The following is a 21631-nucleotide window of genomic DNA, read 5'->3' on the forward strand; positions in this document are numbered from 1 at the left end:
TGAACCGTAAGATAGAAACAACTGCCAGACCATTTTTTAGTATTCGCGTATTGGCGGGAGTCAAGATGACGCCATCGTTTCTATAAGAGAAGAATCGCAGAAGGAGGAGTCCGGAAAGAACATGAAAACGATATTTAATAGTTTTGAAGAGGCGATTCAAGATATTCAAGACGGCATGACTATTATGGTGGGCGGTTTCGGTCTCGTAGGGATTCCTGAAAATTTGATTAAAGCGCTCGCCGAATCGGGTGTAAAAGATTTAACAGTGATTTCTAATAACTGTGGTGTAGATGATTGGGGATTGGGGCTGCTTTTAAGAAATAAACAGATCAAAAAAATCATCGGTTCTTATGTTGGGGAAAATAAAGAATTTGAAAGACAAGTTTTATCGGGAGAAGTGGAAGTGGAACTGATTCCGCAGGGAACATTGGCGGAAAGAATTAGAGCAGGAGGAGCTGGAATTCCTGCATTCTATACTCCTGCTGGTGTAGGCACCCCCATTGCGGAAGGACGTGAAGTCAGAACCTTCCAAAACAAGAAATATTTATTGGAATACGGGATGACGGCCGATTTTAGCTTGGTTAGGGCTGCAAAAGGAGACAAAATGGGAAATCTTATTTACAACAAGACGGCTAGAAACTTCAATCCTATGATGGCAGCAGCCGGAAAAGTAACGATTGCGGAAGTAGAAGAATTATACGAAATCGGTGAACTCGATCCGGATCAAATTCATACGCCGGGAATTTATGTTCAACATCTTGTAGTCGGAAAACAAGAAAAACGAATAGAACGATTAACCGTCAGCCGTTAAGAAGTGATGGATTTACCTAAAGAGGAGGGATGCAAAACATGGTGGTGAAAGAAGATAAAACGAAAATACGTGAAAGAATTGCTCGCAGGGCGGAAAAGGAAATCCAAGACGGATATTACGTGAATTTAGGGATAGGGATGCCGACGTTGGTCGCGAACTATGTTTCCGAACATAAACAGATCGTATTGCAGTCAGAGAACGGTTTACTAGGAATAGGTCCTTATCCCAAGAAAGAAGAAGTAGATCCGGATCTCATTAATGCGGGAAAAGAAACCGTGACGGCTATAAAGGGGGCATCTTATTTTAGCAGTGCAGAATCTTTTGCCATGATTCGAGGCGGGCATCTTGATTTAGCGATTCTCGGGGGCATGGAAGTTTCTGAAACAGGAGATTTGGCTAACTGGATGATACCCGGAAAAATGATTAAAGGGATGGGGGGAGCCATGGATTTGGTCCATGGTGCCAAGCGGATTGTCGTGATTATGGAACATACGAATAAATATGGTGAACCGAAAATTCTAAAAAAATGCTCCTTGCCATTAACAGGACAAGGTGTCGTCAACCGGATTATTACGGACCGAGCCGTAATCGATGTCACAAAAGAAGGATTAAAGCTAGTGGAAGTCGCAAAAGGATATACAGTTGAGGAAATCATTGAATCTACTGAACCAAATTTAATCGTTCCTGACGATATTTTGCTAAACGCTTTTTAATTGATTGAGGGGTAAAAGGATTCAAAATCGTAAAAATCGAAGAAATGCACGACTGGAACCATTTTCATAAGCCTTCCTTTCTACAGGAAAATGGCAGACGAGGACGATTTAAAGTCATCTTCCCTTTTTGGTGTGCAAGTTGACTCTAAACACCGGCAATCCTATTCCATTCTTTTTTCAAGAGACTTCTACCATTGCAGAAGTCTTTTTTTGTGCGCTTGATATGGGTACAGTAACAGTCTATGGAATTGGAAGGAAAATTTATGATCTCGAGAACCGAAAGTTTTATAAACGGCTAGGTAAATTGAATGGGACTGCATAATAAGGTGTACTGCCGGAGACGTATTTTGCTTTTATAATGATAGAAGTATACGTTTGATGGGAGGGGATGAAGGGTGATGATTCAAAATGAGAAAGAGATCATTCAACTGATAAAAGAAGATGAGTGGATGATGGATATATTAAGAGCAGTAAAATCATTGCATTTACCTGATTGGTGGGTCTGTGCCGGATTTGTTCGTTCGAAAATATGGGATGTGTTACACGGCTTTAAAGAAAGAACGCCTATTTCAGATATCGATGTCATCTATTTTGATGATGGCAATACGGACGAATTAGAAGAAAAGAAGTTAGAAATGAGATTAAGAAATATATCCTCCCTGACATTCCTTGGTCAGTGAAAAATGAGGCAAGGATGCACGTTATCAATAGTATTCTTCCATCGATGCGATATCCAAGTTTCCAGAAACAGCAACCTCTTTAGGAGTAAAATTGGATGAAAAAGAGGACAGCCTCTTGGATGCTCCTTGGGGAATAAATGACGTGGTGAAATTGGAAGTAAAGCCGACTCCCTATTTTAAAGAGTTAAAAGAACTAGCAAAGGTTTACGAAGAACGGATAACGAAAAAGAATTGGAAAGCTATTTGGCATAAAGTGAAAGTTTATCATATTGAAAATTCGAACTAAAGTCTTTAAAAGAACTGAATTTTGAGGTGCGAAGCGATGTATAGGCGGCTATAGCGAAAACAGATCTGATAGAATTATTTTTGCATTTATATTTACCTGTGTGTATAATTATTAAAAATTATGGAGGGAAATTGGAATGTACATACCAACAGCTTTTAGGGTCAATGATCAATCAAGATTAGTAGATTTTATTAAAGGTAACAGTTTTGGAATTTTATTTTCTCAGGAAGAAAGCGGGCCGTCAGCAACGCATTTGCCTTTTTTCCTGGATGAAAAAACGGGGGATAAAGGTGTGTTGATTAGCCATATGGCGAAACAGAATCCTCATTGGAAAAAATTAAACGGCAAAGAGGTTCTTGTCGTCTTTCAAGGTCCCCACGCTTATATCTCCGCTTCTTGGTATAAAGATCCTAACACGGTGCCTACTTGGAATTATGTAGCAGTCCATGTATATGGGACCGTTCAAATCATAGAGAAAAAAGAAGAAATGGTGGAACGGATGGAAAAGACGGTTCATTTTTATGAATCATCTATGCCCGACCCTTGGGACACTCCATTTGATGATGAATTTATAGATGGCTTACTGAATGGGATAGTTGTATTTGAAATCTTAATAAACAAGATGGAAGGAAAATGGAAATTGAGCCAGAATCACTCAATAGAAAGGCAAAAAAATGTTATAAATGGCTTAAAAACAAGCGGCCAATATCAGTCAGCAGAATTGGCAAAAATAATGGAACGGAATATGAAACTGCAAAGATAATATATCAACAAATTGAAGCGTTTGTATAAGTTTTACATACTTTGTTACTCTTAGAACTTGTTTTGGCGGCGAACCAAAAGGTTTTGTTTCTCATCGCTTTCATTGACATTCTAGCGGGGAGATAAAGTTAATGGAAAAGAAGGTGTGCGAATGTTTGGAATAACTGGTTACGGTATTTATTTGCTTACGTCCTTATTATTAAACGTAACTCCCGGGACTGACACCATGTACATTATCAGCCGAAGTACATCACAAGGCAGAAAAGCAGGCTATTACTCTGTCCTTGGAATTTCAACGGGTGCTTTCATCCATACTTTATTAGCCGCTTTTGGTCTATCGATTATTTTGGCAAAATCTATTGTGCTATTCACAGCCATAAAATTAATTGGTGCTGCTTACTTGATTTATCTTGGCATAAGAATGTTGCGTCAAAAATCACCGATGAATTTTGAATCTTCAGCATTACAGAACATGGAATTAAAAAAGATATACATGCAGGGAGTTTTAACCAATGTTACAAATCCAAAAGTAGCGCTATTCTTTATTTCTTTTCTTCCGCAATTTATTCGTCCTGATAATCCTTATGGCCCCGTTCCTTTTATTCTTTTAGGAATTTCGTTTATCATGACAGGCACTATTTGGTGTTTTATCATTGCTTATTTTGCTTCATTCGCGACTAAAAAACTAAGAGAAAATGCAAAGATAGCAGACTTATTAAACAAATTAACGGGGATTGTTTTTATAGGGTTAGGCATCAAACTCTTTCAAACAAAAGCGTCACGATCATGATGATTCCCTTATTCAGCTTCTTTTCATTATTTTAATAAGGTTATCCCAACATAGCGGACATTTCATGAATTTTATTGATGACAATAGTTGAGATAGAAAAAGAAAACTTTCTGCTTAAAAAACGAAATTTTATGAAAAGTACTTATCTTTTTTGTTTCAAACCATAAATAATATTCAGTAAAATGGGGCATTTTGTGTAGAAATGATAATTTACCAAATGCCCTTTTCTTTTAGAGATTTTATGTGTATCATGACTGTTGTTTGTGCAAGTCTTAAAAGTCATATATCTTAAACACAATAAAACAGGAGTGAGTACTTTGTCACAACAGGAGCTAAAAAAAGAAATTGGTTTCTTGGCTGCTTTAACTACAGTTATTGGTACTGTAATTGGAGCCGGTGTTTTTTTTAAGCCAACTGCAGTATATGGTGCCACCGGGACAGCAAGTTTAGGGCTGCTTGCATGGCTGATTGGAGGAGTGTTAACTATTTGTGCAGGATTAACGGCAGCTGAATTATCGGCAGCCATTCCGGAAACAGGCGGCATGATGGCCTATTTAAAGCGTACATATGGCAATTTAACGGCATTTTTATTGGGGTGGGCACAAACGATTATTTACTTTCCAGCCAACATTGCTGCACTTGCGATTATTTTCGGAACCCAAACGGTTAGTCTGTTTGGATTAAATGCGAATGAACATAGAATGATGATTGTGGGAATAGCGATTCTAACAGCCACCTTTATCACCCTTATGAACTTTTTAGGTGCTAAAGCTGCTGGGAGCATTCAGACTGTTTTTACTATATGTAAATTACTTCCTTTAGCTCTTATTTCTATTTTTGGATTGCTGCACGAAGGGAATGTAACTTTTCAACTGTTCCCGATTGAAGCAGGACAAGATAAAGCTTTTATATCGGCCCTTGGATCTGGATTGCTGGCAACCATGTTTGCTTATGATGGATGGATTCATGTAGGGAATATCGCTGGAGAAATGAAAAATCCAAAGAAAGATTTGCCTAAAGCAATTATAGTAGGGCTGTCGAGTGTCATGGTCGTTTATTTATTAATTAATATTGCATTCCTCTTAGTTATGCCGGCAACAGCTCTTGCAGGGACTGATACACCTGCGTCTAATGTAGCAAACGTTCTTTTTGGTACGATGGGTGGAAAATTGGTTAGTATCGGTATCTTAATTTCGGTATTTGGCAGCATTAATGGATATACAATGACCGGAATGCGAATCCCTTATGCAATGGCATTAGAAGATCAATTGCCTTTTAGCAAATGGTTTGCTACGTTATCAAATAAAACGCGAATCCCGTATAATTCCGGAATATTCATCTTGCTGGTTGCGATCATGATGATGCTAATAGGTGGATTTAATACGTTAACGGATATGTTAGTGTTTGTGATATGGATATTCTATACGATGACTTTTCTTGCCGTCATCATTTTGCGCAAAAAAGAACCGAATCTTGTGCGGCCTTACAAGGTGCCGTTATATCCTGTCATCCCTATCATAGCGATTATTGGCGGGTTATTTATCGTGATCAACACCTTATTCACACAAACGATCCTAGCGTTATGTGGTCTCGGTTTAACTGCTTTAGGTCTTCCAATTTATATGCGTAATAATCATTAAACAAAATTAAAAATAATTAAGTATATAACAGACGCAAGAAATGAATATCTTTTGAAAAAACTTCTTAGCCCTCGATGACTTCAGTAGGAATTGTCGAGGGTTTTGTGTTAAAATGGCGTGCAATGAGCCGATGTTTCTCGCGTGCCGGTCCGCTCTGTTTTTTGATCTAAAAATTGAATGGAACCTTTAAAAAAGGGCTTCACTGATGAATGGTTTGTGAGTTAAACAGTGAATATCTTAATAACTTAAAAGTGAAAGTTATTTCTGCCAAATTTTTTTAAATAACTTAGTATATGTTAATGCAAGTACGGATTGCAAAATCAGGAATAAAGATAAACAAAATATTTGTACATTATGGTCTAATACACTTAATATTGCCATAATCAAGCCGACTAAGATAAAATGACCACTTAGGAAAGGCATCACTTTCATTAATATTTCGAATTTTTTGTCCATTCAACCCATTCCCTTTTGTATTTTCCATTTCTTTTAGTCCGAATTTAACCTTGTACTTACCGAAACGCATAACTTGTTTAGAACCACGGTGTACACAAGTATAGCCATCTTTATTTTTGCATACAGTTCGTTTTTGAAAAACAGGTTCACTTGCTGAAAATGACATAAGAGAATGGTTAAAGAACCCTTTTTAACGATGTTGTTCAGACGAATTCAATTTTTAAATTTTGCTATTATAAAACATCCAAATAAATGTTTTATCTTATACCATGTAACGTTAGCTGGTTTATCAAAAATCAACAGAGTTATTCCATAGCCTTTGTTTTAATAAATACATCGGCAGTTCAAGGCTTATCCGTTTTCAATTCTTTGCGCTTATTCGGTGTTTCTGCCAAGGTGGCGTGGATAAGATCAGAGATTTCAATCGTTTCGTTTTATTTATATGATTCTCTAAATGGACCAATATTCCTTTTATATATTAGTGTATCATCTTTTGACCAGTGTCTGAAATGGTTGCTTTACATATTGAGTTTAGCGGTTATTTTGAGAAAATCTATTGCGCTATAAACGGCTAAGCCTTGATGCGTCATGGAGTGACTCTTTTCCCAAGAATGATTAAATCTTTTTCAACGCCGTCTAATTCTGCGACGTTTGGCAGGTGGGCCCATTTTTCAAATTCAAAATGTGAAAAAAGTTGAAGGCTCGGCTTGTTATGTCCAAATATAAACGCAAGCAAGGTTTTTATTTGAAGTCTTGGGCAAGCATCTATTGCTTTTTGGAGCATATATTTTCCAAGTCCTTTTCCTCTGAAATCCGGGTGAAGATAAATGCTGATTTCTGCTGTCGAGTGATAAGCCGGTCTTCCATAAAACGATTGAAAGCTCAACCATCCGACTATTTTTCCTTGATGGTCTATTACCCATAAAGGTCTGGAAGAAGGAGAGTGCTCTTTAAACCACTGTGTTTTGCTTTGAACAGAAACAGGTTCTAAATCAGCCGTTACCATTCTGCTTGGAATGGTAGAGTTGTATATCTCTACAATGGCAGGCAAATCGCTGAATTCGGCATCTCTCACGGTAATATCTGATAACATGAACAACACTCCCACATTACGGACAAATTGATTTATTAGGACAATCTTAGTCACTTGTATTTTATGCTAGAGGATGATATACAGAAAATCAATATGAAACTTGAGCGAGTCAAATGAAATCACGATAAACTCTTTCATACATAGTCCGGGAGTTCAGAAAAATTCTAGTTTGAAAGCAGATATTTTTATTCACAAGGACCTTTCATATTGATATTTCAAAAGAACTCACTCTAATATTTCTGCAACGACTCCACAATCATGATTACGATTTTATTAACGTTCCTTGATGGAAAAACATTTGCCATCTTCCATCACGAAATTTCCAAATCGAGCTGCGTAAAGTATCTTGCATTCTTGTATCATCTTTTACACGAAATGTCGGTAACACGGCATTTTCTGATAAAGGATTTATCTCAAAATCATAAAGAGTCATTTTCCTTATACTAAGTCCGCCCTCATCGACACAATCCTTTTTATGCCAAATATTCCCTGGATTTCCGGATTCAAAAAAATCGTCAGTTGAACGAATTTCCGGTTTTAACAACATTTGTTCTAATTGACATAAATGCTTTTTTAAAGCGGATTTGTTTTCTATTTTTATCCTCCTTTGGATTGATTATTGCATCTCATTATACTTTGTCCGTAATGGGGGTGAAAAAGAAAATCAACGAAAAAGAAAAAAAACGAAAAAAATATTTGCAAAATCTTGTCGGATCATGTACAATAATTATTGTTCGATAGCAATTGCGGGTGTAGTTTAGTGGTAAAACCACAGCCTTCCAAGCTGTTGTCGTGGGTTCGATTCCCATCACCCGCTCCATATACATATTGTGATCAACGCAGTATTTTGTTTGTAAGAAACAAAGTATTGCGTTTTTTTGTTATATGGTTAAAATATAGCCGACTCTCTTTTTCGACTGAAAGGTGATCCGTGATGGATTATAATCAATTAAAACAGGACATTATTGCCTATAGCAAACAGATAGGCATCGATAAAATAGGTTTTGCTTCTGCAGAGCCTTTTACCGAATTGAAAAATCGTCTGATCCGTCAGCAGGAGCTTCAATTCCAATCGGGATTTGAGGAGCCTGATATCGATAAACGCACTAATCCCGCCTTGATATTTGACCAGCCACGATCCATTATCGCGATTGCGTTGGCTTATCCATCAAAAATGAAAGAAACGCCAAAAGGAAAAAAGGGGCTTCGACGTGGAACTTTTTGTAAAGCCTCTTGGGGATTGGACTATCATGTGATTTTAAGAAATCGCCTCGAACAATTGGAGGAATTTATCCGTTCCAAAGTTCCAGAAGCCAGGATGAAATCGATGGTCGATACGGGCGAATTATCCGATCGTGCTGTAGCGGAAAGAGCGGGCATCGGCTGGAGCGGGAAAAATTGTTCGATTATCACCCCGGAATTTGGTTCTTACGTTTATTTGGGAGAGATGATTACCAATTTGCCTTTTGAGCCGGATCAGCCGTTGGAAAGCCGCTGCGGTACATGTACAAAATGTTTGGACGCTTGTCCGACGGGGGCTTTGGTTCAAGGAGGACAGTTAAACGCTAAAAAGTGTATCGCTTTTCTTACACAAACAAAGGATTTTCTTCCGGATGAATATCGAGATAAAATCGGCAACCGCTTATACGGCTGTGATACATGTCAAACCGTCTGCCCTGAAAATAAAGGGATTGATTTTCATTTGCACGAAGAAATGGAACCGGATCCTGAAACAGCAAAACCATTGCTTGAACCGTTGCTTGACATCAGCAATAAAGAATTTAAAGAGAAATTTGGCATGGTTTCCGGCTCGTGGAGAGGAAAAAAGCCAATCCAGCGGAATGCCATCATTGCCATTGCCCATTTTAAAGAAGAAACTGCCATTCCTTCTTTAGTGGAAGTTTTGCAAAAAGATGTTCGTCCTGTGATACGGGGGACCGCAGCTTGGGCGATTGGAAAAATAGGCGGCGATCAAGCAAAGTTAGCGCTTTTGGAAGCGAAACAAACGGAAACGGATCCCGATGTTTTGAAAGAAATCGAGAAAGGGCTGCAATATTTTTCTTCCTAATTAGAGATTTTAGTGGATTCTTCCCTGATATCGCCACATAGGCTTTAACGGGGAGGGATTTTTTTATGGAATCACAGCTTCAAAAACTTTTGCAAAATCGATTGGAACAAGTTGTTGAAAATGAACAGAGGAATGTTTCCGATGAAAAATGGGAAAGAAAGCGAAAGCTTTTGGAACGACGAAACGCGAAAATCTTAAAGGCGAAAGGAAAAGGAAACATTATCCATAAAACAGATCGTGAAGTGTTTTACACTCTTCATTTACAATATTTGATTAAACAAAATCGTTTTTTTTATATGGAAGAAGAAATAGAACATCGAAAAGCTATTTTTTGGGAACAAACGGTGATCAAGGACGAAGAAATCATTCCCTCCTGGGAAACCGAAAGATATTCGATTGAGTCGATGGAAGAATGGGAAGACACAGCAGAGCGGGCGGGATTTGAATATAATCGGCTAAAAGCGGTTCAATATGCGGAAAGATGGTGGAATAGCTATAATCCCGCTTACAAAAAGTTTCATGTCAATTGTACTAATTTTATTTCGCAATGTTTAAAAGCCGGCGGCGCACCGATGAGAGGATATCCGAATCGGGGCCAAGGCTGGTGGATGCAAAACGGTTCGTGGAGTTACAGTTGGTCGGTCGCCCATTCGTTTCGAATGTATTTAGGCCGATCCAAGACGGGGCTAAAAGCGAATGAAGTCCGCAATGCCGCTGAATTGCAGCTGGGAGACGTGATTTGCTACGATTTTCAAGGAGATGGACGGTTTGATCATACGACCATTGTCACCGCTAAAGACGACTATGGAATGCCTTTAGTCAATGCTCATACTTCCAATAGCCGCATGAGATATTGGAGCTATGAAGATTCAACGGCTTACACTCCCAACATTCAATATAAGTTTTTTGCCATAAACGATCAAAGTTGACGGGGAATCGTATATGCTATAATAATGGCAGACTTTATTTTAGAGGTGAAAGCATTGTGGCAAATCATGTAGTATTGTATCAACCAGAGATTCCTGCGAATACAGGAAATATTTCTAGAACTTGCGCGGCTACGGATACAACACTCCATTTAATCCGCCCGCTTGGTTTTTCAACGGAAGACAAAATGTTAAAAAGGGCCGGACTTGATTATTGGAAATATGTCAATATCATTTATTATGATTCACTCGATGAATTTTTTGAGAAAAATCCGGATGGAGAATATTATTATATAACGAAATTCGGCGAGCGATATTATAATTCGTTTGATTTTAGCGATACGAGCAAAAATCATTATTTTATCTTTGGAAAAGAAACGACCGGTTTACCGAAAGAATTGCTGGCAGCCAACAAAGAGCGTTGCTTGAGGATTCCTATGAACGATAAAGTAAGAGCTCTCAATTTATCGAATACGGCGGCTATTTTAGTATATGAAGCGTTAAGACAACAGCAATTTCCTCATTTAACATAAGAAACCGGGCATGTCCCTGTTTCTTTTTTCTGTTTTAAATCATTTGAAATTTTTCCGATAAGGGTTATAGTAATACATAAAGCTGGATAAGGTATGCTCCATTTGATTTCGGGAGGTGAATGGGGATTTGGCTTTTTTTGGTTCGTTATCACAACCAAATGAGAATGGCAAAGATTTCATTCATTCTCCCTTTGTCTCGTGACATTTTGATCGTCCGGTAATCACGAGATTCAACAACAGATTGAAAGAATATGTCCTCTTTGATCGGAAGGATTTTCTTGATTGCGCCGTTTTTTTAAAAACGAGGTTCTGAAAGTGATGTAGCTTTTCATGACTGCAGGAGAGAATCATTTAGGAAAAAGTTTCTATTTTATCTTTAGAGAGGGGATGTAGCAGCGTTGAATACCACTATTGAAACGATCTTGGCTCATCGGTCTGTAAGAAAGTTTAAGAAGCAGCCGCTCACTACGGAACAGATCGAAACGATTGTCCGTTGCGCTCAGTCAGCTTCTACTTCCAGTTTTATTCAGGCGTATACGATTATTGGTGTTACAGACACGGATAAAAAACAAAAGTTGGCCGAACTGTCTGGAAATCAGCCTTATGTAGCGGAAAATGGCCATTTTTTTGTATTTTGCGCCGATCTTTATCGCCATGAGGTTATTGGTGAAATCGAAGGCAGAGACGTCATTCCTTCGCTTGAAAGCACAGAGAAATTTATGGTCAGTTTAATAGACACGGCATTAGCGGCGCAAAACGCTGTGATTGCCGCAGAATCAATGGGCTTAGGCATTTGTTATATCGGCGGACTCCGCAACCGTCTCGAAGAAGTGAAAGCGCTTTTGCAAATTCCTGAAAGGGTGATACCGTTATTTGGATTGGCCGTTGGCTATCCGGATCAGGAAACGGATAAAAAGCCGCGTCTTCCGCTTCATCACGTTTATCAAGAAAATCTTTATAACAGCGATAAAGAAAAGATCCAAAAAGATTTAGAAGAATATAACAAAGTAGTCGCCAACTATTATAAAGAAAGAACGGGAGGGGTTCGAGAAGATACTTGGACGGGCCAAATGTCCAATATGCTTTCCAGAAGAGTCAGAATGTATATGAAAGAATTTGTGGAAAAACAAAAAATGGATTTGCGCTAGGAAAGTTCCCCATTCTGTTGGATGATTATCTTGCCTTTCGGCGCAACTTATATCAGGGTGCCGTATTGATTGTGAAACGGCACCCTTAGTTCAATGATCACCAAAAAATACCGATTAATACGATAGCTCCTAGAACAAAACCGCCGATTTGACCGATGATAGCAGGATTAAGAACGGGTTTGTCTTGATTTTCCCTCAATACAGCAACCTCTTTTTGAAGTTGCTCCACTTGTTCTGAGAGCTTTTGAACAGTATGGTTCAAATCATCGATGATTTGCTCAAGGTTTTTTTGTTCTTCAGTCATCATATTCCCTCCCTCAATAAAGTTTATTTTTCTCCCGAATACTCGCTTTTTCTCAAAATTTCATAGACACTTAATAGAATACACACCTCATTTAATGGATATATGTTGAATTTTTTTAAATAATTTACATGGTAGGGGGCATCCTATCAACCAAATTGTATTTATTTGGTAAAAATAAGGTATAACCGTGCTTCATCATCTCCACATCACTCACGGTCGCTAACCCTCCCACATCTCTCCGGATTGAATTCCATACATTCCTTCGTCCTGCGTATCCATGAGGTGGAGGTTGGATATGCTCCTTTGCTGGGTCACATGCCCGTATGGAATAAATAAGCTCCAACTCTGCACTATTGGTGTTTGTCATTTGAGATAATTACGGTATTCTGAAATGATTTCATGAACTTAATAAAGCCTTAAGCTGCCTGTAATGAATCGATTTGAGGCAAACCTCTCAATAACTTTGAACCATCAAATTCACACTGTTTTTGACCAATGACAAATAAGACACGTAGTAATTTACAACACAAGGCAATCAGTGACTGCTGTTTCTTCAAAGGTCGATCAGGACGCTTTGTGTAGTATTGATGCAGGGCTTTAAACGTTGGATTATGGGCAACGAGTGGACGAATGGCCAAGTATAAAGCTCTTCGCAATCGACTTCGTCCTCGTTTTGTGATCTTGGTTTGCCCCTTAAACTTCCCGGAACTATGTTCACGTAATGACAGCCCTGCCAGATTTACTAATTGCTGGGGATGACTATACTTTGTTATATCCCCGACCTCAGCGAAGAATAGCGCGACTGTTGTAGGACCTAAGCCTTGAATATTGATCATTTCCTTCGCTCCAGGTATCGTTACTACAAGTGCTTCCAGATCCTTATCTAACTGTCCTAATTGCTCTTTGTATAGCTCATATTGATCGAGTAAATAATCCAATTCACGTTTAGCAAACTTGATACCAATTTGGATACCAATGCTCTTTTTCGCTGCTTCTATTAACTTTGTAGCTCGTTTGATTCCTACACCACGGTTTACTTCTTGTTTCCATTTCGCAAGAACTTCTTCTGATGTCATTTCTTTAATCTGAGAGGGGAATGGAAAGTTTCTTAATGTACAAAGAGCTGCCTTTCCTTCCCAGTCTTTAAATACATCGAAAAACTCCGGAAAGTAACGCTGGATGTGATTTTGAATACGACCTTCTGTGATCATAAGCTGCTGGATGAGCTGATCTCTTAATTTGACGCCTTCTCTTAGCTCTGCATAGATGCCATCTAAGAGATTTGGTACGGAGTATCGCCCATCTTTAATCAGCTGTGCAATCACACGTGCATCTTTCGTATCGTTTTTAGTTGGAGAGTTATCATCCAGCTCTTTAGTTTTTTTGACATGCATAGGATTGACCAAGACAAAGTCATAACCTTTAGCAGTCAAGAAATAGGCCAGACTCAGCCAGAAATGACCGGTCGGCTCAACACCAAAAATGACATGTGTTTTTTGGTGTTCCTTTTGATGCCTCGAAACCCAATCAAGCAGTTTTTGATAGCCATGTATGCGATTTTCAAAGATCAGTCTTTTTCCAAATTCGATTCCTCGATCATCCTGAGCTCGAGCGACGTGTTTGTCTTTGGCGATATCAATGCCTACAATTAATGTTGATGGTGTGAGTAAAATGTTTGTGGGAGAAATTCTTAGAATTCCCCGATGAGGGGGTTGGGAACGTAGGTTCGCAATCCCCCTCATCGGGGCCACCAAGCGAAGCGCGGTAGGATCCCAAGCAGGAAACATGAAAAAAGGACTCTCTCCCTGGTAAGATGATCATTGCCAAACCATCAAACAGGAGGAGAGAGTCCCATGAATATTCAACAACATCTTACCACAAATTCGTTGTCATGGAAAGAGATCGAACTTGATTTGTTTCGAGCCTTGCAAAACGCCTTCGCCGAACTGTTTACGGCTTTGTTGGAGGACATCGACCGACAATTGGCGGAAACCCGGGACAAGCGCCGGTACCACTTGAAAGACAAACGACGCATCACGATTCAAACCCTGTTTGGCGAAGTTACCTTTGAGCGGAACTACTATTTAGACCGGGAACAAAACCGTTACACGTTTTTGCTTGATTCCTTTTTAGCGTTTGATGGATCGCAGTCAATCAGCCCTTGTCTAGAAGAAACAGCGGTGGGATTGGCGGTGGAGTGCTCTTCTTATCGCAAAGCGGCTCGTACGCTTGCCCAGATGGTCGGGTATCCGGTGATGAGCCATGAGGCGATCCGCCAGTTGGTGCTCGAAGCTGAAGCTCCGCTGCACTGCCCGGTCAACCAGCGATATGGACGGGTGCTGTTTGTGGAGGCCGATGGACTGTTTGTTTCTCGCCAAGGGAAGGGAAAACGGGCCAAGGAAGACAAGATCCTAACCGTTCACGAAGGGTGGAAGCGCAACGGCTCACGGATCGAATTCGTGAATCAGCGCCATTACGTCCATGAGGGCAAGGGGGAGGTGTGGGAAGGCTTCGAGGAATTTTTGATAAATGAATATGCCTATGATCCGTGTCGGGATCTTCTTGTCATCAACGGGGACGGCGCTCCATGGATTACCGCGTGCCGGGAGTATTTCAAAGGACGGGTCTGCTTCCAATTGGATCGATTCCACGTGGCGCGTGAGTTGCGCCAATGCCTCTCGGGCCATCCACGGTGGCAGGCGATTCGGCAAAAGCTGGCGAAGCAGGATGAAGAGAAGCTGCTTGTGGAACTGAACAGCGCCCTCGGCACGCTGGGGGACGAAGCGAAAGAACAACAGCTGGCTGCCTTGATCCACCGGATCGAATCGATGCCGGGATGCATCCGTGATTACCGGGAATGGCTGAAGGAGCAAGGAGTGGACACAACGGGCATGTATCCGATGGGGAGGGCTGAAAGCGTGATGAGCCAGTTGGCGTATCGGGTGAAATACCGCCGCAGTTGGACAGACAAGGGACTTAGGGCGTTTTTCAAGGCAATGATTGCCCGGATGGATGGGATTCGTCTTTTCGGACGTCGTTTAGGAGAAGAATCGTCGCATCCGGCGGAGGAAACGGTGTCGACGGCATCCACCAAACAGACGATCGTGAACAAGGCGAAACAACGCGTCCGCCGTCTTTGGCCGGAGATCACGCGGAATAACGTGCCATATTTACAGCAATCGTCCGGGACACCGATCTATCATGTCCTGTCTGAACTCAAGGGATGGTAAAAAAAGGTATACATATCGGTCTGTCATGGCAAGGGATGAGAGTCCGAAAGCGCTTACGGATGAAATTTAAAAAAATGGTTCGCTAACCTATGACTTACACCTGTTTTTTAGCGAACCAAAAAAGTTCCCACAAAATCTTGACTGACTCATGTTGATGGTGTAATTTGCGAGATTTTACGATTTTGCGTATAATTCATCTTGAGTCCTCCTTGGTAATTATTAATTCGGGGTCAATGCATTGACACCCTGTACTATACCAAGAGGGCTCTTTTTGTTTCAAACCTCAAATTTCTTCATTACAGGAATAGCTCCTTTATTAAAAAAATATTCGGAATAATTATTGGTGAAAAAAGCTGAGCGTACAAACCGCCCAGCCACTTGTTCTGCCACGTTTCTAGTTGTATGTAAGAGATCAAAACTCCATGATTACTTTTTGTTTACCCCTGGCTTGTCATTGTAGCCGGCAGTAAAAATAGCGGTAAGAAACGAGAGGATAACCACCATAATAAGCAGAAATTTCATAAAATTATAACTCCTCCTTTATTAACGTTCTGACGATTTATCGATATTATATCGTAAAGAATTGGAAAAGTGAATGCGCTTAAAAAATAAGAGAGAGAAATTCGGCAGAGAGACGGGAAACATCATTTGAAACGACAGCGATTTTGTGTTTTGGGCATGTTTAAATATCCGATGGCATAGATTATATTAATCGTTCTCTCAATAAGGACAGGGGGATGTTTATATTGGATATTTTAAAAAAGGTTGAGCAGTATCGGGAGAAAGAAGAAAAGCTAAGATGGGAAGGCACATTTGCTGAGTATTTAGAGATTGTGAAGGAAAAGCCGTGGGTCGCTCAGTCAGCCCATTCAAGAGTGTATAACATGATAAAAGATGCGGGGTTTGAAGAGGTTGGGGGAAGAAAGAGATATAAATTTTTCAGCAATGAATTATTTGGACTGGAGGAAGCGCTGGAAAGATTAGTGGAAGAATATTTTCATCCGGCGGCGAAAAGGCTTGATGTCCGGAAACGGATATTGTTGTTGATGGGGCCGGTCAGCGGGGGGAAATCGACGCTTGTCACAATGTTGAAAAGGGGTTTGGAAGCCTATTCCCGTACTGAAAGGGGCGCGATTTACGCGATTAAAGGATGCCCCATGCATGAAGATCCTCTACACCTTATTCCTCAACATCTTAGAGAAGATTTTTATAAGGAATACGGAATTCGGATTGAGGGGAACCTATCTCCTCTGAATATGATGAGATTGGAAGAAGAATACGGTGGAAGAATAGAAGATGTATTGGTAGAAAGAATCTTTTTTTCAGAAGACAAACGCGTCGGAATCGGCACATTCAGCCCGTCAGATCCGAAATCTCAAGATATCGCCGATTTGACAGGAAGTATTGATTTCTCGACGATAGCCGAATATGGCTCAGAGTCTGATCCCCGAGCTTATCGGTTTGACGGCGAACTGAATAAAGCAAACCGTGGTCTGATGGAATTTCAAGAAATGTTGAAATGCGATGAAAAGTTTTTATGGCATTTGCTTTCTTTGACGCAAGAAGGCAACTTTAAAGCAGGACGTTTCGCTTTGATTTCGGCAGATGAATTAATAGTGGCACATACGAATGAAACCGAATACCGTTCTTTTATTTCCAATAAGAAAAATGAGGCGCTGCATTCACGGATTATCGTCATGCCGATTCCATACAATCTAAAAGTGTCCGAAGAAGAAAAGATCTATGAAAAAATGATCCGCGAAAGCGATGTCGCCGATGTCCATATAGCCCCGCATACGTTAAAAGTCGCAGCGATGTTTACGATTTTAACTCGATTGAAAGAACCGAAAAGGGGAGATATTGATTTAATCAAAAAAATGCGTCTATATGATGGAGAGAATGTAGAAGGCTTTAATGCGGCAGATGTAGACGAATTAAAGAAAGAATATCAAGATGAAGGAATGAGCGGAATTGACCCGCGTTATGTCATTAACCGGATTTCATCCACCATCATTCGGAAAGAAGTGCCATCTATTAATGCGCTTGACGTGCTGCGGTCTTTAAAGGAAGGATTAGATCAGCATCCTTCCATCACGAACGAACTACGGGAAAAATATTTGAATTTTATCTCTTTAGCCCGTAAAGAATATGATGAAATCGCCAAGAAAGAAGTGCAAAAAGCTTTTGTTTACTCATATGAAGAATCCGCTAAAACCTTGATGGATAATTATTTGGATAATGTAGAAGCGTATTGCAATAAAACGAAACTCCGTGATCCGCTTACAGGAGAAGAAATTAATCCGGATGAAAAATTAATGCGCTCTATTGAAGAACAGATCGGCATTTCTGAAAATGCGAAAAAAGCATTTCGAGAAGAAATTCTGATCCGCATTTCGGCTTATGCAAGAAAAGGTAAACGGTTTGATTACAATTCGCATGATCGCTTGCGTGAAGCCATTCAAAAGAAATTATTTTCTGATTTAAAGGATGTTGTGAAAATTACAACTTCCACCAAGACGCCGGATGAGCAGCAGCTCAAGAAAATTAACGAAGTGGTTGCAAGGCTGATTGACGACTACGGTTATAATTCAACTTCAGCCAATGAACTTCTGCGCTATGTAGGCAGCTTGCTAAACCGTTAAACATTTGCGGTTAAATTGGTTATGAGCCTCAATATTTTTTGAAAAAGAATAAAAGATCTGGCCGGACCTTTCAAAGATTTGGAAGGTCCGGCTTTTTTAATGAATAAAGTAAAGTACTGTCTTTCTTTAGGAAAAAGAGTTTTCAAATGTACAAAAGCCCGGCTTTTTTAAATTACTGCAACTCCCTCCAAAGAGGTTGTCAGAAAATATTGTGCAAATAGAAAGATAACTGTCTATACCATAGATTTATTTTCTCAATATGATACGTATAGACCAAAACAGAAGGAGATGTATTTATGAAAATATTGCTTGCTACGTACTGGGCCGTTCCGCACGTAGGGGGAGTATGGGGCTATATGAAGCAGCTTAAAGAAAAGCTTGTGTCTTTAGGACATGAAGTGGATTTGCTAGGTTACAGTGAGAATAATGAGTATGTTTACATTGTGAATGAAGATCGAAGGTTAGAAAAGGATAAGGTGCTTCCTTTGCTTAACGCAAAACTAAACGAACAAGTTTATCCGGCTATTCATATCAATCCATTGATAAAATATACGGAATTTCAACGTTACTTTTTTGAATTAGCTGCTGCCTATTTAGGTTTGGACAAATATGATGTGATCCATACACAAGATGTCATTTCCACTGCAAGTATTCAGAGGGTAGACCTAAAGGACCTGCATTAGTCGCTACCCTGCATGGTTGTGTGGCTCATGAGATTAGACACCAATTAACCACCATTCATAAATCACCGACTTCTCACATGGCTCGGGCATATTTTGATGAGCTCGAACGTACTGGAGCGTCATCTGCTGAATTTACGATTGTAGCCAATAATTGGTTAAAGAATATTTTAACGAATGAGTTTCTTGTTCCTGATGAACAAATCAAAGTATACCACTATGGATACGATGTAGAGAATTTTATAAAACGAATGAAGGAGAAATCTCCTGTAAAACGTCCGGATGACAAAAAAGTGATCATTTTTACAGGGCGGCTTGTGGAACTGAAAGGGGTTCACCATCTCATATCCGCTCTTGGCCAATTGAAAGAAAGTCGAAATGATTGGGTTTGTTGGATTGTGGGAGACGGAGACAAGAAAGCAGAGTTACGAGTCCAAACTAAAGCCTTAGGTTTAGAAGAAGACGTATTGTTTTTTGGAAGTCGAGATGATATTCCTGCTTTATTGGCTAATTCAGATATTTATGTTCTTCCAAGCCTCTTGGAAAACCAACCTTTATCAGTAGTCGAAGCTCAAATTGCCGGAATGCCTGTGATTGTTAGTGATGCAGGGGGATTGCCGGAAATAGTGGAGCATCAAGTGACAGGATTGATATCACCTGCGGGAGACAGTGAAGCTTTATACCAAAATTTAAATTTATTACTAGACGACGAAAAGTTAAGGAAAACTTTAGGGAATAATGCCAGCAAATGGGGAAGGAACCATTGGGCTTTAGATAAAGGGGTTAGCAACGTACTAGATGTTTACCATAGCGCTATATCTAAATTGAGAAAGGACGAAGAGAATGTCTCGGCTAATAGACTTCATTAAACGTTCTTTGCTCACCTTGCTTCCTAAGGAACTTCAGTCGTTTCTTCCAAAGAAATTTCAGGCATGGCTTCAAAGGACTGAGGACAGTACGGAAGAGAAATCAATGGTAGGTTCTTTGCCGCAAGGGTCTGCATCGCCTAGCCTCGTCGCAAAGGATGCCATCCCAAAAATGAGCGGAGAATCTTATAACTCTTTATTTCCAACTCCGAAAATATTTGTGGATCATCGGATTTGGGAAATCATTAAAAATTCTTTGCCGGAAGACTATGTGCTTCCTAACCCAGTGATAAAAGCAATTTTTGAGCCGATGAGCGGAGATTCCTATAACTCATTGTTTTCGACTTCGTTGTCCACTCCGGATGTGTTTGTGGACGATCGTGTTTGGAAGCACATTAAACATTCATTGCCGGAAAACTATGTGCTTCCCAACCCGGTGACAAAAGAAATTTTTGGACCAATGAGCGGAGATTTTTACAATTCATTGTTTTCGACTCCGTTGTCCACTCCAGATGTGTTTGTGGACGATCGAGTTTGGAAGCACATTAAAAATTCATTGCCGGAAAACTATGTGCTTCCCAACCCGGTGACAAAAGAAATGTTTGAACCGATGAGAGCAGATTCTTATAACTCATTGTTTTCGACTTTGCTTTCCACTCCGAACATGTTTGTGGATGATCGTGTTTGGAAGCACATTAAAAATTCATTGCCGGAAAACTATGTACTGCCTAATCCAGTGATAAAAGAAATGTTTAAACCGATGAGCGGGGATTTTTATAATTCATTATTTTCGACTCCGTTGTCCACTCCTGAAGTCTTTGTGGATCACGAAGTTTGGGAATCAATAAAAGCTTCTCTACCCCCAGACTATGAACTCCCTAACTCTGTGATGAGGGACGTCCATTAATTCCATTCGTACTAGTTCTTCATTGGGCTGCTCAAAAAACTTAGGTGAGAAAAGTTTCAAAAAGGATCTTTTCAAGTACGGATTTAAAATCACCAAAAAAGCCCCGCCTCACTTTTATCGTGAGAGCGGGACTTTTTGTATGAAGGATCATCAGTCCCCCAAATGTTAGGAAACTTTTATTGGAGCCAGAAATAAAAATAAGTCTGTTATTGCGCAAGTGTTGGATTGCTTCCGGAGATTTCGTAGTCTGTTTGGTTTTTCGTGATCGTAATCATGCTGTTTATATTCAGAAGATCGTCAAGTTCACTTTCTTTTTCAATGACGAATTGAGTTTTGCTATAAAGGTCTCCTTCGAAAATGGTAAATAATAAAATCCCGTTTAGCAAAGAGTTTATATCATTTCCATAGGTAATGACCTCTGTTTCACCGGGATCAAGTATAAAGGAAACGGTCCCATCTTGGTTTAATGGTTCATCTCCTTCACGAATAAAGAGAGTAATCTGCAAAGTAGCCGGGCTATCATTCACAAATGTCTTTGTACCTGCCATAAATTTATTACCCTTTTTTCCATCATCTTATTCTCACAACAAGGATTTGCAAGGGTAGATATAATAGTTGGATTGATCATTTCAATTCAAGTTGATAGAGGTAGTAGATAATGGCAGGCCAAGCCGTTTAACTAACACAAAAAAGAGAATACTATGGAGAAAAATTCTACTACTGTTTGACTTTGAGAATCTATTGATTTTAAGAGATAGGATCGATACCTTAAGGTAAATCCAATCGGGAAACGGCTATAGAGTTTGCCGATCAGTCCTTATAGAGGGTGTGATCCATTGCAGATAATAGAGATGAAATAAGACTTATGCTAGATTATAAATTTCTCCATTTAGACAATTCTGTAATGTCTTTAGCAGCAAAACGGTTTTCTAAAAAGTCTTTCCTCCATCGCTATCCTTCTTTTTTTTCGATTCCATCCGATTTGTTTGATGGGACTTGTTTTACGCTTTGTACCCCTTTCTTATTCCAAACTATTTTTCTGTACATTAGGCATACTCCTTGTACCCCTTTCTTTAAAGCTTCATACGATGATAAA

Annotated in this window: 18 protein-coding genes, 1 tRNA gene and 3 pseudogenes; 15 read left to right on the forward strand and 7 right to left on the reverse strand. The window is 39.7% G+C overall.

Annotated elements, in window-relative coordinates:
* Positions 1-121: 121 nt before the first annotated feature.
* From N1I87_RS03700 to N1I87_RS03725, 6 genes and pseudogenes are all read left to right on the forward strand, one after another.
* Positions 122-811, forward strand: a complete 690-nt coding sequence (locus tag N1I87_RS03700) for a CoA transferase subunit A (RefSeq protein WP_341095240.1) — start codon at positions 122-124, stop codon at positions 809-811.
* 38 nt (positions 812-849) lie between these two features.
* Positions 850-1524, forward strand: a complete 675-nt coding sequence (locus tag N1I87_RS03705; protein WP_341097250.1) for a CoA transferase subunit B — start codon at positions 850-852, stop codon at positions 1522-1524.
* Between the two features lie 395 nt (positions 1525-1919).
* Positions 1920-2490, forward strand: a pseudogene (locus N1I87_RS03710) (nucleotidyltransferase family protein).
* A 136-nt stretch (positions 2491-2626) separates the two neighbouring features.
* Positions 2627-3253 carry an FMN-binding negative transcriptional regulator gene (locus N1I87_RS03715; protein ID WP_341095239.1) on the forward strand — a complete coding sequence of 209 codons (627 nt, stop codon included), beginning with the start codon at positions 2627-2629 and terminating at the stop codon, positions 3251-3253.
* Positions 3254-3403: 150 nt separating this feature from the next.
* Positions 3404-4042 (forward strand): LysE family translocator, encoded by a 639-nt coding sequence (locus N1I87_RS03720; RefSeq protein ID WP_341095238.1) that lies wholly within the window; start codon positions 3404-3406, stop codon positions 4040-4042.
* 317 nt (positions 4043-4359) lie between these two features.
* Positions 4360-5682 carry an APC family permease gene (locus tag N1I87_RS03725; RefSeq protein ID WP_341095237.1) on the forward strand — a complete coding sequence of 441 codons (1323 nt, stop codon included), beginning with the start codon at positions 4360-4362 and terminating at the stop codon, positions 5680-5682.
* 258 nt (positions 5683-5940) lie between these two features.
* Here the strand turns inward: N1I87_RS03725 and N1I87_RS03730 are convergent, their stop codons facing one another.
* From N1I87_RS03730 to N1I87_RS03745, 4 genes and pseudogenes are all read right to left on the reverse strand, one after another.
* A complete protein-coding gene (locus N1I87_RS03730; RefSeq protein WP_341095235.1) occupies positions 5941-6138 on the reverse strand; it encodes a hypothetical protein in 198 nt (65 codons plus the stop codon).
* 13 nt (positions 6139-6151) lie between these two features.
* Positions 6152-6355 (reverse strand): annotated as a pseudogene (locus tag N1I87_RS03735) (IS1595 family transposase); the annotation flags it as partial.
* Positions 6356-6724: 369 nt separating this feature from the next.
* On the reverse strand, positions 6725-7231 hold the full coding sequence (locus N1I87_RS03740; protein WP_340397121.1) for a GNAT family N-acetyltransferase: 507 nt from the start codon (positions 7229-7231) through the stop codon (positions 6725-6727).
* A 262-nt stretch (positions 7232-7493) separates the two neighbouring features.
* Entirely contained in the window at positions 7494-7826 is a 333-nt protein-coding gene (locus N1I87_RS03745) for a nuclear transport factor 2 family protein (RefSeq protein ID WP_340397129.1), read from the reverse strand.
* A 151-nt stretch (positions 7827-7977) separates the two neighbouring features.
* Between N1I87_RS03745 and N1I87_RS03750 the strand changes: the two genes are divergently transcribed.
* From N1I87_RS03750 to nfsA, 5 genes are all read left to right on the forward strand, one after another.
* Positions 7978-8051: transfer RNA gene (locus N1I87_RS03750), tRNA-Gly, on the forward strand.
* A gap of 114 nt (positions 8052-8165) precedes the next feature.
* Positions 8166-9299 (forward strand): tRNA epoxyqueuosine(34) reductase QueG, encoded by a 1134-nt coding sequence (queG, locus tag N1I87_RS03755; RefSeq protein WP_341100683.1) that lies wholly within the window; start codon positions 8166-8168, stop codon positions 9297-9299.
* Positions 9300-9364: 65 nt separating this feature from the next.
* Positions 9365-10228, forward strand: coding sequence for an amidase domain-containing protein (locus N1I87_RS03760; protein ID WP_341095229.1), 864 nt, complete (start codon positions 9365-9367; stop codon positions 10226-10228).
* Positions 10229-10284: 56 nt separating this feature from the next.
* Positions 10285-10758 carry a tRNA (uridine(34)/cytosine(34)/5-carboxymethylaminomethyluridine(34)-2'-O)-methyltransferase TrmL gene (gene trmL, locus N1I87_RS03765; RefSeq protein WP_327824899.1) on the forward strand — a complete coding sequence of 158 codons (474 nt, stop codon included), beginning with the start codon at positions 10285-10287 and terminating at the stop codon, positions 10756-10758.
* Positions 10759-11156: 398 nt separating this feature from the next.
* Positions 11157-11906: an oxygen-insensitive NADPH nitroreductase gene (gene nfsA, locus N1I87_RS03770; protein ID WP_341095227.1), complete on the forward strand. Its 750-nt coding sequence runs from the start codon at positions 11157-11159 to the stop codon at positions 11904-11906.
* A 97-nt stretch (positions 11907-12003) separates the two neighbouring features.
* On the opposite strand, the gene N1I87_RS03775 is transcribed toward nfsA, so the two are convergent.
* Both N1I87_RS03775 and N1I87_RS03780 read right to left on the reverse strand, forming a co-directional pair.
* On the reverse strand, positions 12004-12210 hold the full coding sequence (locus N1I87_RS03775) for a hypothetical protein (RefSeq protein WP_412677288.1): 207 nt from the start codon (positions 12208-12210) through the stop codon (positions 12004-12006).
* A gap of 416 nt (positions 12211-12626) precedes the next feature.
* Positions 12627-13997 (reverse strand): IS110 family transposase, encoded by a 1371-nt coding sequence (locus tag N1I87_RS03780; protein WP_341100685.1) that lies wholly within the window; start codon positions 13995-13997, stop codon positions 12627-12629.
* Between the two features lie 66 nt (positions 13998-14063).
* On the opposite strand from N1I87_RS03780, the gene N1I87_RS03785 reads away from it, so the two are divergent.
* From N1I87_RS03785 to N1I87_RS03800, 4 genes and pseudogenes are all read left to right on the forward strand, one after another.
* Complete coding sequence (locus N1I87_RS03785) at positions 14064-15440, forward strand: ISLre2 family transposase (protein WP_341100688.1); 1377 nt, start codon at positions 14064-14066, stop codon at positions 15438-15440.
* 746 nt (positions 15441-16186) lie between these two features.
* Positions 16187-18082 carry a PrkA family serine protein kinase gene (locus N1I87_RS03790; RefSeq protein WP_048622773.1) on the forward strand — a complete coding sequence of 632 codons (1896 nt, stop codon included), beginning with the start codon at positions 16187-16189 and terminating at the stop codon, positions 18080-18082.
* Positions 18083-18378: 296 nt separating this feature from the next.
* Positions 18379-19631, forward strand: a pseudogene (locus N1I87_RS03795) (glycosyltransferase family 4 protein).
* On the forward strand, positions 19606-20535 hold the full coding sequence (locus N1I87_RS03800) for a hypothetical protein (protein WP_341095225.1): 930 nt from the start codon (positions 19606-19608) through the stop codon (positions 20533-20535). Before N1I87_RS03795 ends, N1I87_RS03800 begins: the two are co-directional and overlap by 26 nt.
* Positions 20536-20741: 206 nt before the next feature.
* Here the strand turns inward: N1I87_RS03800 and N1I87_RS03805 are convergent, their stop codons facing one another.
* Positions 20742-21083, reverse strand: coding sequence for a hypothetical protein (locus N1I87_RS03805; protein ID WP_341095223.1), 342 nt, complete (start codon positions 21081-21083; stop codon positions 20742-20744).
* Between the last annotated feature and the right edge of the window lie 548 nt (positions 21084-21631).

Origin of the sequence: Bacillus sp. FSL W8-0102 (assembly GCF_038007225.1) — a bacterium.
Classification (GTDB): domain Bacteria; phylum Bacillota; class Bacilli; order Bacillales; family DSM-4216; genus Bacillus_O; species Bacillus_O smithii.